Below are 15,108 nucleotides of genomic sequence, written 5' to 3'. Positions count from 1 at the left end.
CGCTTCTCGCTGCCTCTCCTGTTGATTGCGCTAACGTCAATCGTGGCGCCGGCCGCATTTCACAACTGACCTTTTCGACCAGATCCAAAACACAATGCATGAGGGTAGGGTACGTCGAACTTTGTCGCGTTCCTATACATAGCTCGCTCGACGCGAGCCTCGGCACGTGAGCATGAAAGGCGCTGTTTCGCTTCGGAGAAGCCGAGAATTTTCGCCGGATTTTTTCTCCGAGTTCCGGCCACTGTCGAACAAAAGATGTTCCACGACGCTTACTCATCCATGTAAAGGGATTAAAATGGCTTATTCATCAAAGCAGGATTTGCGTTTGCGTGTATTAGTCACGGCCACTGTCGTGGCGTTGTCGTCGTTGGTCGCAGCCCCTGCTCTTGCGGGCGGGCCGGATCTGGCTTCATTGCAGTCCGACACTTCATTCAACCAATTTATCGTCAAGTACCGCACCAACAGCGTCGAGCGCAGTAGCGCTTCGGCCTTGACGAAATCGCTAAGCCGCACGGCGCTTGCGTTGCCAGCCGATGCCAAGGGGCGGGCACTAGGTCTGTCGCTGAAGCGCCGCATGTCGCTGAGCCGCGAAGTGATCCGTAGCGATAGAATGCTGGATCGCGTCGAAGCTGCCGCATTGATGCGTCAGATCGCAGCCGACCCGAACGTTGAGAGCATCGAGCCCGACTTGCTGATGCATGCGTTGGTCACGCCCGACGACACGCGGTACACCGAGCAGTGGCATTACCACCAGCCTACGGGCGGTTTCAACCTGCCGGCCGCTTGGGGTAAATCAACCGGTGCCGGCGTGGTGGTTGCGGTCGTAGACTCGGGCATCCTCGCCCATGCCGACCTCGATGCCAACATCTTGCCCGGCTATGACTTCGTCTCATCCACCAGTTCAGGCAACGCAGGTTCGGGCGATGGCGACGGTCGCGACGCCGACCCGACCGATTCGTCCAATGTTCAACACGGCACCCATGTTGCCGGCACGATCGCGGCGGTTACCAATAACGCGTCCGGCGTCGCCGGCGTCGCCTATGACGCAAAGGTCGTTCCGCTGCGTGCGTTAGGCAACAATGGTTTCGGAAGCACGTCGGACATCATCGATGCCATCGTCTGGGCGTCCGGCGGTTCTGTCCCGGGTGTTCCGGACAACGCCAACCCGGCCGAAGTCATCAACCTGAGCCTGGGTGGCAAGAGCACCTGTACGAGCACCTCCGTATACCAGACCGCTATCGACACCGCGGTCGGCAATGGCGCGACGGTGGTCGTGGCGGCTGGCAACAGCAATCAGGATGTTTCAAAGTACTCACCGGGTGGCTGCAGCAAGGTCATCTCTGTTGCGGCGGGCGACATCAACGGTAACCGAGCCTTCTATTCCAACTATGGTGCGAGCATCGATGTGACCGCGCCTGGTGGCGAGGTGCAAAGCTGCACGAAGAGCGAGTTCCTGCCGCTTACCGTCGATCTCGACGTTTCGGGTTCTGTGACCGTGGCTAACTGCGGATCGCTGCAGAGTCATCCGGAAAAAGGCGTGCTGTCCACGGTCGCTGGCGGCGGTTACGGCTTCTATCAAGGCACCTCAATGGCGACCCCCCATGTGGCGGGCGTTGTTGCACTGATGCAAGCGGTCGCCAAGACGCCGTTGACGCCGACCCAGGTGGAATCGACCCTTAAGAGCAGCGTTCGCGAAATTCCCGCGGCTAATTGCCCCGGTGGCTGCGGTGCGGGCTTCGTCGATGTGGATGCGGCTGTAACCGCAGCGGCAGGCGGCGGCACTACCAAAACCTACAGCAACACCATCGATTACACGATCAATGACTATACGACGGTAAACAGCCCGATCGTGGTCTCCGGCCGTAGCGGCAACGCACCGAACAGCGCATCGGTGACGGTCTCGATCGCGCACCCTTATCAGGGCGACTTGAAAGTCGATTTGGTGGCGCCTGACGGTACGCTTTATAACATCCACAATCGCACGGGCTATGGTATCGACAACGTCAACAAGACCGTGTCACTCAACTTGTCGAGCGAGACGTTGAACGGGACCTGGAACTTGCGCGTAAACGATAACGCTGGGGATGATACCGGCAAGATCGATAGCTGGAGCATCACGTTCTGACGGGTTCGTCGGCCGGTTGCGGCTGCCTGCGCGCCCACGCGCAGGCAGCCATTCGCCAAGCCGAAACTACGAGGCCGCGCACTATGTGATTGCACAAGCGCGGGCAGCCGCCGCCTTATGGTGCGCCGCTTTCCCTGCATATGTCCCGATGACGCGTACAACACGCGTCGCCATTTGATCCGCAAGACTCCGAAGAACAGCGCCTGCGGCCCGCGGACCACAGGCACGGAGAACATCCGCGCGTCCAGGCCAGACGCAGACTCGGCTGCGAGCGCGCGGCGCCAAGCGTCTGGCTGCGAATCTCGGCGCGTTCGGGCGCCGTGCGATTGGTCCCTGCGACGCGCCCCCTCCACGAGACCTTGGCGTCGTCGCCGCTTTTGCGGAAGCAACGGCCGCCCGCTCACGAAACTTCACATGGCGAGGTGGATCACAGCAGCGCCGGCAACTGCGTAGAAAATGAGTCTCGACCGACCAAGCCATGGGTCGTCAGCCATACGCAGCTGCCGTGCTGGTGCCGACACTCGGCGTCGAGCCTTGGATCTGTGTTGCCGGAGAAATCGCATGCGCCCTTCGACTGTGTTCTTATCGGTATTGCTGTTCTGCGCTACCGCAATGACGGTACTCGCAGCCACGCCATATTCCGGATCGATCCTTGCGCTCGACCAGCTTGCCGGACCGGGAGGGCGCGGCTACTTGTTCGCCGTGAATCAGGCGAATGGATATCGAACCGTCATCTCGGATTTCGGCGACTCGTCGCAAGGAATCCTCGGCATCGATCCGAGCGGCATGACCCGAATACCCGCGGGCCTGCTAGGCGGAAACGATCGTTGGCTGATCACCGATGCCAGTGGTGGAACGGATGGACGCGGCGCGCTCTACGAAGTCGATTTGTCGACGGGCATGCGGACTTTGGTTAGCGATCTGGGCGATCCACAACAAGGTCCGCTAGGCCTTTATCCGGAAGATGCGCTTTATATTCCGCCGGCACTATTGGCCCCCATCAGTGGGACGTTCGTGGTCGATCCCTTTGGCGGCACCGATCAGCTCGGCGCGGTGTTCAAGATTGGAGCGAATGGACGCCGGAGCTTGATGGTGGACTTCGGCGACCACCATGGCCCGAAAGGCTTCTATCCCACGGCTTTGGCGTGGAGGCCCGGCCTTCTGGGACTGGGCGGGCGCCTGCTGGTGGTCGACAGCAGCGCAGGAACCCATCAGCACGGCGCATTGTTCGCAGTCGATCCGATCAACAAGGCACGGACCGTGTTGAGCGATTTTGGGAATCCCAATCAGGGGTGGACCGATCCCCGATCTGAAAGCGGTCCCGTCTTTGTTCTAACGGCGCCCAACGGGGGGATTCTCGTGTTGGTGTCGCTCGGTGGAACCGACGGACGCGGCGCCATCGTCCAAGTCGATCCGACCTCGGGCTATCGAAATCTGGTCAGTGACTTGGGCAATGCCGGTCAAGGGCCGGTCGGAGAGGTGCCCGTCGCCATGAGCTGGTCCGCCAATCGGCAATGGCTTTACGTCGTCGATGCGATGGCCGGAACCGATTCGAAGGGACTCTTGCTTCAGGTCGATCCGGTGACAGGATCTCGGCTGGCGATCAGCAACTTCGGCAGCGCCGGCCAGGGCCCTGAGGGAGAGTACCCAAGCGCGGTCGAAACCAATTAGTCGAACGATTCAATCCATCGCCGCCGGCACCGACCAATTCTTGCCTGGTTGAAGAAGAGGCCCCAAATGACAACGACTTTCCGTCCGCTGATCTACCTGGCCGCACTTGTGTTGCTGATGGCCTCGTGGTCGTCGCACGCATTCCCCCTTCATGTAAAAACCCTGACCGGAAAGACGATCGCTCTTGAAGTGGAGTCGTCCGATTCGATTGAAAATGTAAAAGCCAAGATCCAGGACAGTGAAGGGATTCCGCCAGACCAACAGCGCTTGATCGCCAAGGGAAAGCAGATGGAAGACGGCCGAACCCTGAGCGACTATGCGATCGAGAAGGAGGAGACGATTCACCTCGTACTGCGGCTACGGGGTGGCTAACCCTCTGGCAAGCGAAGGCCCGTCGCCGCCCTCGCCGGGATATTCGACAGCGCGCAGCAGGATCATTGCGCCTGCGCCGCCATCGCTGTCGGTGCGGTGTCGATTTCCGCTTCGTCGCTGTCGCCGCGACTCGGCGCCAGAAAGCTGATGCGATGCGATGACGGTGGATAACACTGAGTAATTGTGTCCAGCTTAGATCGAATACAGAAACATCTCTGGTCCGAGGCAGTCCCGCGGAGTTATGCCCCGGACGTTATGAGTCACGGGCCATCGCTGCGATTCGCCCGTGCTTCGATGCCGCCAATATCCATAACGTGATCGCTCCAGGGGCGAAGGATTTGAGATGAGCGGAGATCGGGTTAGACGTGTGATCAGCGTGAGCGATGCCAATGGGCTGGAGATTGCCGAGCGATTGCTTAGCGTGCTTGGGCGGGATCAATATTGCGCGTATGAGCGCGATGGGAAGTGGCATGTCGGCCTCGGAGCTACGGCGACCCTGGCTATCGGCCCGGGTGGCGATCAGTACGAGGTGGCGTCGAAAAATGGCGTGCGGACAGGCGCGACGAACGCCGAGCTGGCCTCGGTGGCGAGACAGTTCATGGCTGAGCATGCCCCGTCCGGGCGACGAGTCTATGGGCAAGTAGCATTCAACTATGCGCCGTGCGTGAATGGCCAGCCGTATACGCCAGGGACTTGGCCGTTGCTGATTTTGATGGTCCCCCGCGTCGACGTCATGGTTACTTCAGGAACCATCGAAGTCTGCTGCGACGATGAAGCCGAGCTGGACGAGGTCGTCAGAGTGGTGTCGGAGCAGGCGATCATCTCGTTGCCCACGCCATGTCCGATCGAAACTCACGCCGGCGAGGTTGCCTATCAGGAAATCGTTCGCACCGCGCTGGGAGAGATAGGTTCCGGTTTCTATGAAAAAATCATCGTGTCTCGCGCGGTCGCGACGCAAGAGCGAATCGATATGCCGGCCAGCCTGGCGCTGGGTCGTCGCAGGAATACGCCCGCGAGAGCGTTCGCGCTGAAATTCGGTTCGCGCGAGGCGGTCGGATTCAGTCCGGAGTTGATCATGTCGGTGGACGGCGGCATCGTCTCAACGGAACCACTGGCGGGCACTCGGGCCAAGAGCATCGATCCTGAAGCCGATGCGCGCAACCGACAGGAGTTGGTCAATGATCCGAAAGAAATCGTGGAGCATGCGATTTCGGTCCGGGAAGCGGTCGATGAGTTGATGCGGATTTGCGTGAAAGGCACCGTGGCGGTCAACGATTTCATGTCTGTTCGCAACCGAGGCAGTGTCCAGCACCTCGGCTCGCGGGTGAGCGGACAACTGAATGCGGACGCGGATGCATGGGACGCGCTGGACGTCCTGTTTCCTTCGATCACGGCAACGGGCATTCCCAAGCGAGCCGCGATCGCTGCGATAGGACGCTTGGAAGCCAGTCCTCGGGAGCTGTATTCCGGCGCGGTGCTGATGATCGAAGGGGAGCGCCGCTTTGAAGCGGCGTTGGTGTTGCGGGCTGTGTATCAAGACGCGACCAGGAGCTGGGTGCAGGCGGGCGCCGGGATCATCGCTCAGTCCAATCCGCATCGGGAATTCATCGAGACGGTCGAGAAGCTGGGCAGCGTGGCGCCCTATCTGGCGATGGAGCCGCGCTGAGTCTGATGAAGTTGTGTCGGCAGCGATGAAATCTCCCGGCCGCAACCACAGGATGGTCGATATGGACAAGGCTGACGAGTACATACTCGGCTATCGCCGACAAGAGCAGATCCGACTCCAGGCTCAGGCCAGGCAGTTGGCGGGGGAGTCGCGATGGCTGTTCGAGCAGATACCGCTCCCCGAGAACCCACGCATCGTCGAGATCGGATGCGGTCCACAAGGCTGTCTGGAAATACTGTCCAATCGCGCGGGGCCATCCGGGAGGGTGGTCGGCGTGGATCGAAGCGAAGAGGCGGTGGCGCTGGCAAAAGAGTGGATATCGGCGTCCAAGCTCGCAAACGTGGAGGTCCGGGTGAAGGACGCGCGGAACACCGAACTGCCCAGAGCCTCATTTGACCTGGTCACGGCGCGCCTGGTGTTGGTGAATGTGCCGGAGCCGGAGCAGATCGTGGCGGAAGCCGCGGCATTGCTGAAACCGGGAGGATGGCTCGCCTTGCATGAAGCCGACTATGTCAGCTTCCTCTGCGATCCTCCCTGCGCAGCCTGGGATGCCCTCATGGAGTTGTTCCGGCGCTACGCAGTGCACAACGGCATCGATCCTTACATAGGAAGGCGGATGCCTCGCATGCTTCGCGAGGTGGCTCGCCTGGTGGACATCGCCGTTCGTCCGATCGTGCACGTTTATCCGATCGACCACGAGCGGCGATTCATTGCCGTGGATTTCGCGGAGAACGTGGCCGATCGCCTTGTTGATCAGAAGCTGGTGAGTGGACGAGACGTTTCCTCGCTTTTAGCGAGCCTGAGAAACCACCTGAGCGATCCGGATACGCTCGTGATATCGCACCTGTTCTTCCAGGCCTGGGGAAGGAAGCGGCATGCTGCCGATGGCTTTGGCCAGGCGCAAGAATAAGCTCATCGCATCCAATGCACCGTTTGAACAACACGCGATACCGGGAACGCGCCGCACCAGTTCAGCCGTCAATCCTTACAAAGAAGCACTGCTCTTTCTTTTCATCGATACCAAGCAATCAATTCCGGCTCCCCGCGAATTATCCAACCCGTTGTGGCGTCGGACAAGAACGTCTGGTTCAGAAAAATTGGCGCGAACTAGCTGCGCGCCGCCTGGAGTCGCCGGGTTCGCAGGCTCCGGTTGAGTTGTCAGGATTGTGTAGACACCTGATCGGCGCGCTCGATCTATCGTTTCGAACTCATTCGCGCCGAGATCATCGCACGCTGGACTGTTCCACTCCCAGCTCTGTAAGTACCTATCCACGATGCCCGTAGCGGAGAAATCTCATGACGGTGAAATCCGAAGACTTGTTCGTTGAAATCGAAGACGTGAAACTGTGCTATCGGGTTGATGGCGACCCGTCGCACCCGCCCGTGCTGTTGATCATGGGCCTGAACTCCCAGTTGATCCATTGGCCGCAGCAACTCGTCGACAAGCTGAAAGAGGAGCATCTGGTCATCCGCTTCGACAACCGCGACAGCGGCCTGACCCGATGGCGGACAGGGGAGTCGCCCGCCGACGGGTATCGCCTTGTGGACATGGCCGACGACGCCATCCAGTTGCTGGATCACCTCGGGATCGACAAAGCCCATATCGTCGGGGCTTCGATGGGCGGCATGATCGCGCAGAGACTGGCGATCAATTATCCCGCGCGAACGCGCAGCCTATGCTCGATCATGAGCACCACCGGCAATATCTGGGTCGGATATGCGCAGCCCGGCGTCATTGCGGAGTTGATCAAGGAGCCGCCGTCCGACCCGGAAGGCGCGATCAATCATGTCGCGGCGCTGTACGATCTTATCGGCTCGGATACTTATGCCGCCGAAGAGGGCCCACGTCGTCGAGCGCTTGCCGAGGCGGCTTACAAGCGTTCGCTCGATTCGAACGGCGCTCCGGCCCACCCCGGCGGCGGCGCACGCCAGGTCGGCGCGATCCTGCTCGCAGGCGATCGTACGAAGGAACTCAATGGCCTGACCCTGCCGACGCTGGTCATCCATGGTAACGAGGACGCGCTCATCCACATTTCCGGCGGCAAGGCCACACGCAGCGCGATCCCCGGGGCCGAATGGCTGGGGGACCCCGAGAAGGGTGTCGAGGGTCTGGGGCACGATCTGCCGCAGCCGCTTCTCGACGCGATCGCCGCCGGAATCGTCGCTCACCTAAAATAGAGTCCGTTCGCGGGCTGGGTTAACGGCGAGCGGCCCAGCCCGCGAAACAACCACCGACGGCGTCCGCGACGCCGTCTTTCCCACCGCCGCCCGAGGCGCGGTGCGGCGGCCATTCCCATCCGGCAACGAGAAGCGACGCCGAACGTGTTGGACCCGAAATGATCGATTCTTGCCGGATACACAGAGCCGGGGAAGGCACGAAAAACGCCACCGGCCCGGCGTCGATGGCGCATGCGTTCTGGATGCCGACCGATGCAGCCGCCATCGCTGAATGCACTGTCAGCGCGTTGTCCAGAGCTTGTCGAGTTCAGCCGGGTCGCAAAGCGGCGTCGGCTGCGAGATGTCCTTCGGATAGAAGCCTGAGCCGATGCTCCCGTACTGCGCGACTCGATTCCAGATGGTGGAATTCGATTCGCCGTATTGCGCGCCCGAGTTCGGTGAATGCTCAGAAGTGGGCTGAGCGCACGCCAGAGGCAGTAGCCAGGGCATGCGGGAAATACCCATGCATCGGTGGGCTTCGTGCCGAAGCGCGGAGAATCTCTGGTTCCAGGTTACTTGGCGGCCCTGCATCCGGACGTCCGCTCGGCTTCGCCTTGCGGGGTAAGCGCGATGCGCGAGAACGACAGTTGTAAAGGCGAGGAGGTCTCGATCGTCAATAGGCCGGACAACTTCGACAGGTCCGCGCCGGCCAGCGCGAGACACTTCAACGGTATCCCGAGCGTGGTCCATTGGCCGGGCGGCAGCGACGCTAACGACTCGCGCAGCGGCAGCATGGCGCCGCAGCCTTCGCCGCAGGCAACGCTCATGGTTACCTCACCCTTCGGTGGAGCGTCCACGCGAAGCGCCAGCAACAGCTGCACGTCGCCGTTGGCCTCCCGCGTCAGGTCCTTCGCCGCGTCCGCGATCAACGACAAGCGCGCGGGCGCCGACCCCGACCAGGTCACGCGCCGCGCGTCCTCCTGGCGCCGGTGATCGACCGCGGTGATGCGGATACTGCCGTCGTCCAGCGCCGCGGGCAGCGTCTTGATGCTGACAGTGCGCTGGTCGGCGGCTTCCAGCGCCAGCGACAGTCCCGGCGCCAACATGCCAAGCCCGTAGTACTGGCCCGGTTGTGCTTGCGCAAGCGATACGCCGGCGGTTTCCGGCAGCGGTGCGAGATCGCCCGTGCTGGCATACGTCAGGCCGTAGCCATAGGGGAACTGCGGGCGGTAATTCTTCTGGCCGACGTTGTTGGCGTACTGATCGGCGCGGCGCGGCCAGGAGTAGCTGAGTTTGCCCTTGAAGTCGTAATGGATGCCGTCGTCAGGCCTGCGCAGCAGAACATCGGCGATGCCGGCGCCCTCGCTGCCCGGCAACCAGGCCGCGACGAAAGCATCGGACGCGTTGATCTCGCGGTTCGTCCACAGCGGCCGGCCGCTGAGGAATACCGTCACCACGGGAATGCCGTCGGCCCTCAGTTTCCTGATGAGCGCAAGCTCACTGTCGTCGCCGGGCTTGTAAAGCAGCGTTGGCAGATCGCCCTGGAACTCGGCGTAAGGGTTCTCGCCGATCACCACGATGGCGGCGTCGGGTTTGCTCCGATAGCGGCCGTCGAGCGCGAGCTCGGCGCTACCGCCAGCCACCTGCACCGCAGTCTTCAGCCCGTCCCAGATCGTCTCGCCGTTGGGGAAATCCGCGCGCGTGGTGCCCGTGCCCTGCCAGGTCAATGTCCAGCCGCCGCTCTGCTTGGCCATGCTGTCGGCGCCGTCGCCTGCGACCAACAGCTTCTTCTTCGGGTCCAGCGGCAGCACGCCGCGCTGGTTCTTCAACAGCACCAACGATTCGCGCACCGCCCGGCGCGCGACCGCGCGATGCTCGGGGGCGCCCAGCAACTCGAACTTGCCGCCCAGCATGCGCTGGGACGGCTTGCCGGCGTCGAACAGGTTGAGCCGGAACTTCACCCGCAGCACGCGCCGCACCGCATCGTCGAGCCTGGCCACCGGAATCGTGCCGGCCTTCGCCGCGGCCAGCGTGCTCTCGTAGAACGGTTTCCAGCTGTCGGGCGCCATTACCAGGTCGACACCGGCGTTCACCGTCGCCGGGCACTGCGTGTTGTCGCAGCCGGCGATTTGGCCGTGCGCGTTCCAGTCGGTGACGACGAAGCCGCCGAAGTTCATGCGTCCTTTCAGCACGTCGGTGACCAGCGGCTTGTGACCCGCCAGTTTCACGCTCTGGTAGCTGCTGAAGGAAACCATCACCGCTTGCGCACCGGCGGCGATGGCGGGCGGGTATCCGGCGTTGTGTATGTCGCGCAGCTCGGCCTCGCCGATCTGCGTATCGCCCTGGTCCTTGCCGTCGCTTGTGCCGCCGTCGCCGAGATAGTGCTTGACCGAGGAGATCACATGCGCGCCGTCCAGAAACTCTTTGCCGCCGACCTTGCCCTGCAGGCCTTCGACCATCGCGCCGGCGTAGCCCGCGACCAGCTTCGGATCTTCCGAATAGCCTTCGTAGCTACGGCCCCAGCGGTCGTCCCGCGGCACCGCGACGGTGGGCGCGAAGGTCCATTCCATGCCGGTGGTCCGCGTCTCGATCGCGGTGATCCGGCCGATCTCGCGGATCAGGTCGGGATTGCGCGTCGCACCGAGGCCGATGTTGTGCGGGAACACGGTGGCGCCGATCACGTTGCTCTGGCCGTGCACCGCGTCGATGCCGTACAGGATCGGGATCGCCTTGCCGCCGCCGCGGGTGTCCATCGAGGCCTCGTAGAACGCGTCGGCCTGCGCCAGCCATTGCGCCGGCGCGGCGTTGTACTTGCCGCCCGGATCGGAGCCGCCGCCGGCCAGCACCGAACCGAGGCGGTACTTGCGCACATCATCGGGGGTGAGGCTGGAAATATCGCCCTGCACGATCTGGCCGACTTTTTCTTCCAGCGTCATCGTTGCCAGCAGCGCATCGACGCGCGCCTCCAGTGCCGGATCGGCCGGTAACGGCCAGGCCGGTGCCGGCCAGCGCTCGGGCTGGATCACGCCGCCTGACGGCGCGTTCCCGGCGACGCCGGGGCCGACGGTCAAACCCAGCGCTGCCGCCAAGACCAGCCCTTTCCGACGCAGCGCCACTGCGCGCAGCGGAAGATTCTTCGATACGATTTTCAAACCGTGCTCCATAATGTCCGTGCGGGCGGCGTGCGGGATCGTCCGCGACGCCGCATGCCCCTGCGCAAGGCCACCCAAGGCAGGAGCGAATCGCGATGTGCGCAGCGACGTTTCCCCGCCCGCAGTGCGAGCGAGGAAAGCCGGATGCCTATCAGAAGTGCAGGCCGAAGTTCACTCCGTACGTGCGCGGTGGCAAGTACTGCGACACCCACAGGTACTCGCCGGCGCCGGGGTTGAAACGGCCCGCCGCGGTACGCGTTTTTTCGTCGGTGAAGTTCTGCGCGTACAGGCCGGCCCACCAGCGCCGCTGAGGTTCCTCGTAACGCAGCGAGAAGTCGCCACGGCCGTAGGACTTTTGCTTGTCCTCGTTGCCGAGGTTGAACACGCTCAGCCAGGTTTCGGTTTCGTAATGCCCCGTCAATCGGGGCGTCAGAGTGCCGCCGTTGCCGAGGTGGAAGTCGTGCTCCCAGATCAGCGTCAACGCGAAGTCGGGCGCATGCGGCAATTCGTTGCCCGTCACGTTCATGCAGTTGCTGATGCCCGACTCCGGCGGACACGCAGGCAAGCCCTGGTAGTCGTTGCTGCCTGCGTAAAGCAGTGTGCCCAGGTCCTTCTTCGGAATGCCCGAAACCGTCAGATTGACGCGGTCGTTCTCGCCAATGAGCGCCGACAGTTCGCTCTCGTAGCCCCACACCTTGGTGCTGTCTTTCACGTTGCTGAAACCCAGGCCGCGGTTGCCGTCGGGAAAGGTGACCGGCGCCGACAACTGGAAGTTCTTGAAGTCCATGTAGTAGATCGCGCTGTTCCAGGTCAGGCGCCCTTCCAGGAAACTGAACTTGCCGCCGACCTCGTAGTTGGTCAGCTCCTCATGCTTGTAGGTCGCGCCGCCGTCTTGCAGGCCGCCGGACTTGTAGCCGGTGGAGACGCTGGCGTAGAGCAGCCCCTTCTCGCCGACGTCGAAATCGGTGCGGGCCAGCCACGTTACCTGGCTGTGGCCGTACTCGCCGTCGTTGACGGTGGAGACGTTGAATCCGTTTTGCGGACTCGGATACGCGCCTGGGGAAATCGGAACCTGCGGCACGTTCGGGTCGTAGGCCCAGCCCCAGCCGCGGCCGCCGACATTCCTCTTCTTGTCGTCGGTATAGCGCGCTCCCGCGGTCAGGCGCCAGTTGTCGTTTACATTCCAGGTGGCTTGGCCGAACGCCGCGTACGAATCCACCGTCTCCTTGGGCTGGATGAACGAGCCTTGCCAGGCGACAGTGCCTTCTTGAGTTCCGTTGAAGATTGGAATGTCGAAGCGGATCGAATTCTTCTCGGCCGCGTAGTACAGGCCCACGATCCAGTCGACGGCCTGTTCGCCGGTCGAGGACAGGTTGAACTCGTGGCTGGTGGTCTTGTATTCGGAATCGTTGGTGCGGTCTTCCTGGAACTGCGCGGGGCCGCAGGCGAAGCAGGTCGGCACCAGCACGCCGCTGTCCTGGTCGTAAGTCGAGCGGCCGTCGAAGCGGCTGAAACCGGCTATGTAGGAAAGCCGCAGGCCGTCGTTGATATCCCAGTCCATGCGGCTGCGCAGCGCATAAGAGTCGCGCTCGATGTACGGCGCGGTGTCGATCAGCGCCGACCAGAAGTCCTGGCCGGCCCGCGGGCGTTGCATCAGGTTCATGCTTGGCGTGCCGCGATCGCGGAAGTACTCCAGCGCCAGGTTCCAGCTGAAGGCATCGTTGGGCTGCCACAACGCGCTGACACGCGCGGCCGATTGGTTCTGGGCGCTGTACTTGTCGCCGCCGGTGACGTACTGGTTCGGATTGATGGGCCGAAACGTGGCCGGACTGCCGCCGGCCGCCGCATGGGCGGCGCGCTGCGCGTCGACAGAGGGCAGTTGTCCCACCGGGTTCTGATAATCGACATAGCCATCGTGCTGTTCCTGAGCGACCGCGATGCGCATCGCGAAGGTGTCGCTGATCGGCAGATTGACCACCGCCCGCGCGCCGATCGCGTTGTAGTTGCCGACGCTGAATTGGACGTTGCCGAAGTAGCTGCCGATCTCCGGCGTGGCGGTGCGGAAGTTGACCGCGCCGACCGTGGAGTTCCGACCCCATAGCGTGCCCTGCGGACCGCGCAGCACTTCCGCGGCCGCCACGTCCAGGAGCAGGCCGGCGGCGGCTTCGGCCCGCGGCGAATACACGCCGTCGACGAAGATCGCCACTTCCGGATCGGCGTATTCGGTCTTGGCTTGGTCGTTGCCGATGCCGCGCAGGGTCATGGTGATCACGTCGTGATCGCCCTGCCGGGTGGCCTGCATGCTCGGCACCAGCTTGGTGAGGTCCTGCACGGTCATCACTCGCTCTTTCTCGAGCGTCTCGGCATTGAGCGCGCTGATCGCGACCGGCGTCTTCTGCAGCGGCGTCTCGCGCTTGGTGCCGGTGACGACGACCCCGTCGAGCGTCTTGGGCGCGCTTTCCTGCGGCGCGGCTGCCGCAGGCGTCTGCGGTTGTGCGGGACCCGCGGCCTGAGGCTGATCGGCAGGTCCGGCCAAAGCATCAGTTGATGAAACGAGTACGACGAGAATCGCGCCATACAGCGCGTGCAAGCGGTACGCCATGTCCTCTTCCCTCCAGTTCGGACGTTCCCATCTTCCAGCTCTCATGGCGGCAATCGCCGCTGGCCGGCGTGGGGCGGAGCGAGTGATACGCCCGAATGGAAGCGCTGTCAATGTGAAAATGGTAGCGCTACCAATTTGCTCTTACGGCGTCACGGCCTCGCGTCGCGCGAGGCGTGGATGCCGCACCGCAGCAACGAATCTGCGCGACGTTCACTGGGGCGGATGCCTGCGCAACCGCGGTTTTCGCGCGGCGACCTCATCCCCGCCATCGCGGTGTGCGATAACATGATTCGCCCCCAACCCCTTCGGAAACGCATTGATGCGCGCCAGAATCGAAGACGTCGCCCAGGCCGCCGGCGTCTCCATGACGACCGTCTCGCGCGTCTTCAACCGGGAGCCGAACGTGCGCGAGAAGACCCGGTTGAAGGTAGAGGCGGCGGCGCAGGCGCTTAACTACCGCCCGAATCCTTCCGCGCGCAGCTTGGCGGGGAACCGCTCCTACCTGATCTCGCTGGTGTACGACGATCCCGCCGCGGCATCGAGCTACATCATGGAGATCATTGTCGGCATGCTCGCCGCCTGCGAGCGTCAGGGTTACAGCGCCATGCTGCGTCCGCTCGAATATTCCAATGCCGACCATGTCCGCGCCGTGGAGGAATCGATCGAGCAATACCGTCCGGATGGCCTGATCCTGGTGCCGCCGTTCGCCGACGACGTCAAGCTGCTGCACCGTCTCGACGCCCTCGGCATGCGCTACGCCACGATCTCCGCGAAGGCCAAGCTCGGCCACGCACGCATCGGCACTATCCTCGACGAGCGCAAGGCGGCGGTGGAGATGATCGCGCACGCGGTCGAGCTCGGTCATCGTCGCATCGCCCACATCGCCGGCCCCGCGCTGCATGGCGGGCGTGCCTGGCGCCTGGCCGGTTATCGCGACGGCCTGCGCCGCGCGGGCCTCCCTTTCGACCCCAAGCTTGTCGTCGATGGCGGTTTCACCTTCGACGACGGCGTCAAAGGTACGAGGCAACTGCTCGATCTGAGGCATCCACCCACCGCGATCTTCGCCGCCAACGACGACAGCGCCTGCGGCGTCATGCACGAGGCGTTCGAGCGCGGTCTGCGCGTCCCGCAAGACTTGTCCGTGTTCGGTTTCGACGACACGCCGGCCTCGCGCCAGATCTGGCCCAGCCTGACGACGGTGCGACAGCCGTGCCGCGAGATGGGCCGCATCGCCGCCGAACAACTGCTCGCCGCGATCCGCGACCCGCAGGCGGGCTCGCTCGTGCGCGTGCCGTATGAACTCATGATCCGGCAATCGGGCGGACCCGCGCCCGTTGCGGCGAAGCGGCGCTGAGCGACGCCG

Annotated in this window: 10 protein-coding genes and 1 pseudogene; 8 read left to right on the top strand and 3 right to left on the bottom strand. The window is 63.1% G+C overall.

Annotated elements, in window-relative coordinates; translation table 11 throughout:
* The first annotated feature begins 295 nt into the window (after positions 1 to 295).
* The 7 genes from J7J50_RS10915 (at position 296) to J7J50_RS10885 (ending at position 8,012) form a co-directional block, all read left to right on the top strand.
* Positions 296 to 2,125, top strand: coding sequence for a S8 family serine peptidase (locus tag J7J50_RS10915; RefSeq protein WP_215055906.1), 1,830 nt, complete (start codon positions 296 to 298; stop codon positions 2,123 to 2,125).
* A gap of 561 nt (positions 2,126 to 2,686) precedes the next feature.
* Positions 2,687 to 3,796: a hypothetical protein gene (locus J7J50_RS10910; RefSeq protein WP_215055905.1), complete on the top strand. Its 1,110-nt coding sequence runs from the start codon at positions 2,687 to 2,689 to the stop codon at positions 3,794 to 3,796.
* A 66-nt stretch (positions 3,797 to 3,862) separates the two neighbouring features.
* A complete protein-coding gene (locus J7J50_RS10905) occupies positions 3,863 to 4,168 on the top strand; it encodes a ubiquitin-like protein (RefSeq protein WP_215055904.1) in 306 nt (101 codons plus the stop codon).
* Positions 4,169 to 4,544: 376 nt separating this feature from the next.
* Positions 4,545 to 5,834, top strand: a complete 1,290-nt coding sequence (locus J7J50_RS10900; RefSeq protein ID WP_215055903.1) for a salicylate synthase — start codon at positions 4,545 to 4,547, stop codon at positions 5,832 to 5,834.
* Between the two features lie 61 nt (positions 5,835 to 5,895).
* Positions 5,896 to 6,744, top strand: a complete 849-nt coding sequence (locus tag J7J50_RS10895; protein ID WP_215055902.1) for a methyltransferase domain-containing protein — start codon at positions 5,896 to 5,898, stop codon at positions 6,742 to 6,744.
* Positions 6,710 to 6,988: a hypothetical protein gene (locus J7J50_RS10890; protein ID WP_215055962.1), complete on the top strand. Its 279-nt coding sequence runs from the start codon at positions 6,710 to 6,712 to the stop codon at positions 6,986 to 6,988. The genes J7J50_RS10895 and J7J50_RS10890 overlap by 35 nt, the downstream gene beginning before the upstream one ends.
* A gap of 142 nt (positions 6,989 to 7,130) precedes the next feature.
* Positions 7,131 to 8,012, top strand: a complete 882-nt coding sequence (locus J7J50_RS10885) for an alpha/beta hydrolase (RefSeq protein WP_215055901.1) — start codon at positions 7,131 to 7,133, stop codon at positions 8,010 to 8,012.
* Between the two features lie 279 nt (positions 8,013 to 8,291).
* Here the strand turns inward: J7J50_RS10885 and J7J50_RS10880 are convergent, their stop codons facing one another.
* From J7J50_RS10880 to J7J50_RS10870, 3 genes and pseudogenes are all read right to left on the bottom strand, one after another.
* Positions 8,292 to 8,516: a hypothetical protein gene (locus J7J50_RS10880; RefSeq protein WP_215055900.1), complete on the bottom strand. Its 225-nt coding sequence runs from the start codon at positions 8,514 to 8,516 to the stop codon at positions 8,292 to 8,294.
* Between the two features lie 47 nt (positions 8,517 to 8,563).
* Positions 8,564 to 11,014 (bottom strand): annotated as a pseudogene (locus J7J50_RS10875) (exo 1,3/1,4-beta-D-glucan glucohydrolase); the annotation flags it as partial.
* Positions 11,015 to 11,294: 280 nt separating this feature from the next.
* Positions 11,295 to 13,745 carry a TonB-dependent receptor gene (locus tag J7J50_RS10870; protein ID WP_215055898.1) on the bottom strand — a complete coding sequence of 817 codons (2,451 nt, stop codon included), beginning with the start codon at positions 13,743 to 13,745 and terminating at the stop codon, positions 11,295 to 11,297.
* A gap of 319 nt (positions 13,746 to 14,064) precedes the next feature.
* On the opposite strand from J7J50_RS10870, the gene J7J50_RS10865 reads away from it, so the two are divergent.
* Entirely contained in the window at positions 14,065 to 15,099 is a 1,035-nt protein-coding gene (locus J7J50_RS10865) for a LacI family DNA-binding transcriptional regulator (RefSeq protein ID WP_215055897.1), read from the top strand.
* Positions 15,100 to 15,108 lie beyond the last annotated feature (9 nt).

It is taken from the genome of Lysobacter sp. ISL-50 (genome assembly GCF_018612875.1).
Classification (GTDB): domain Bacteria; phylum Pseudomonadota; class Gammaproteobacteria; order Xanthomonadales; family Xanthomonadaceae; genus Lysobacter.
Note: the sequence above shows the minus strand (reverse complement) of the source record. Positions and strands in the feature narration are given on the sequence as shown.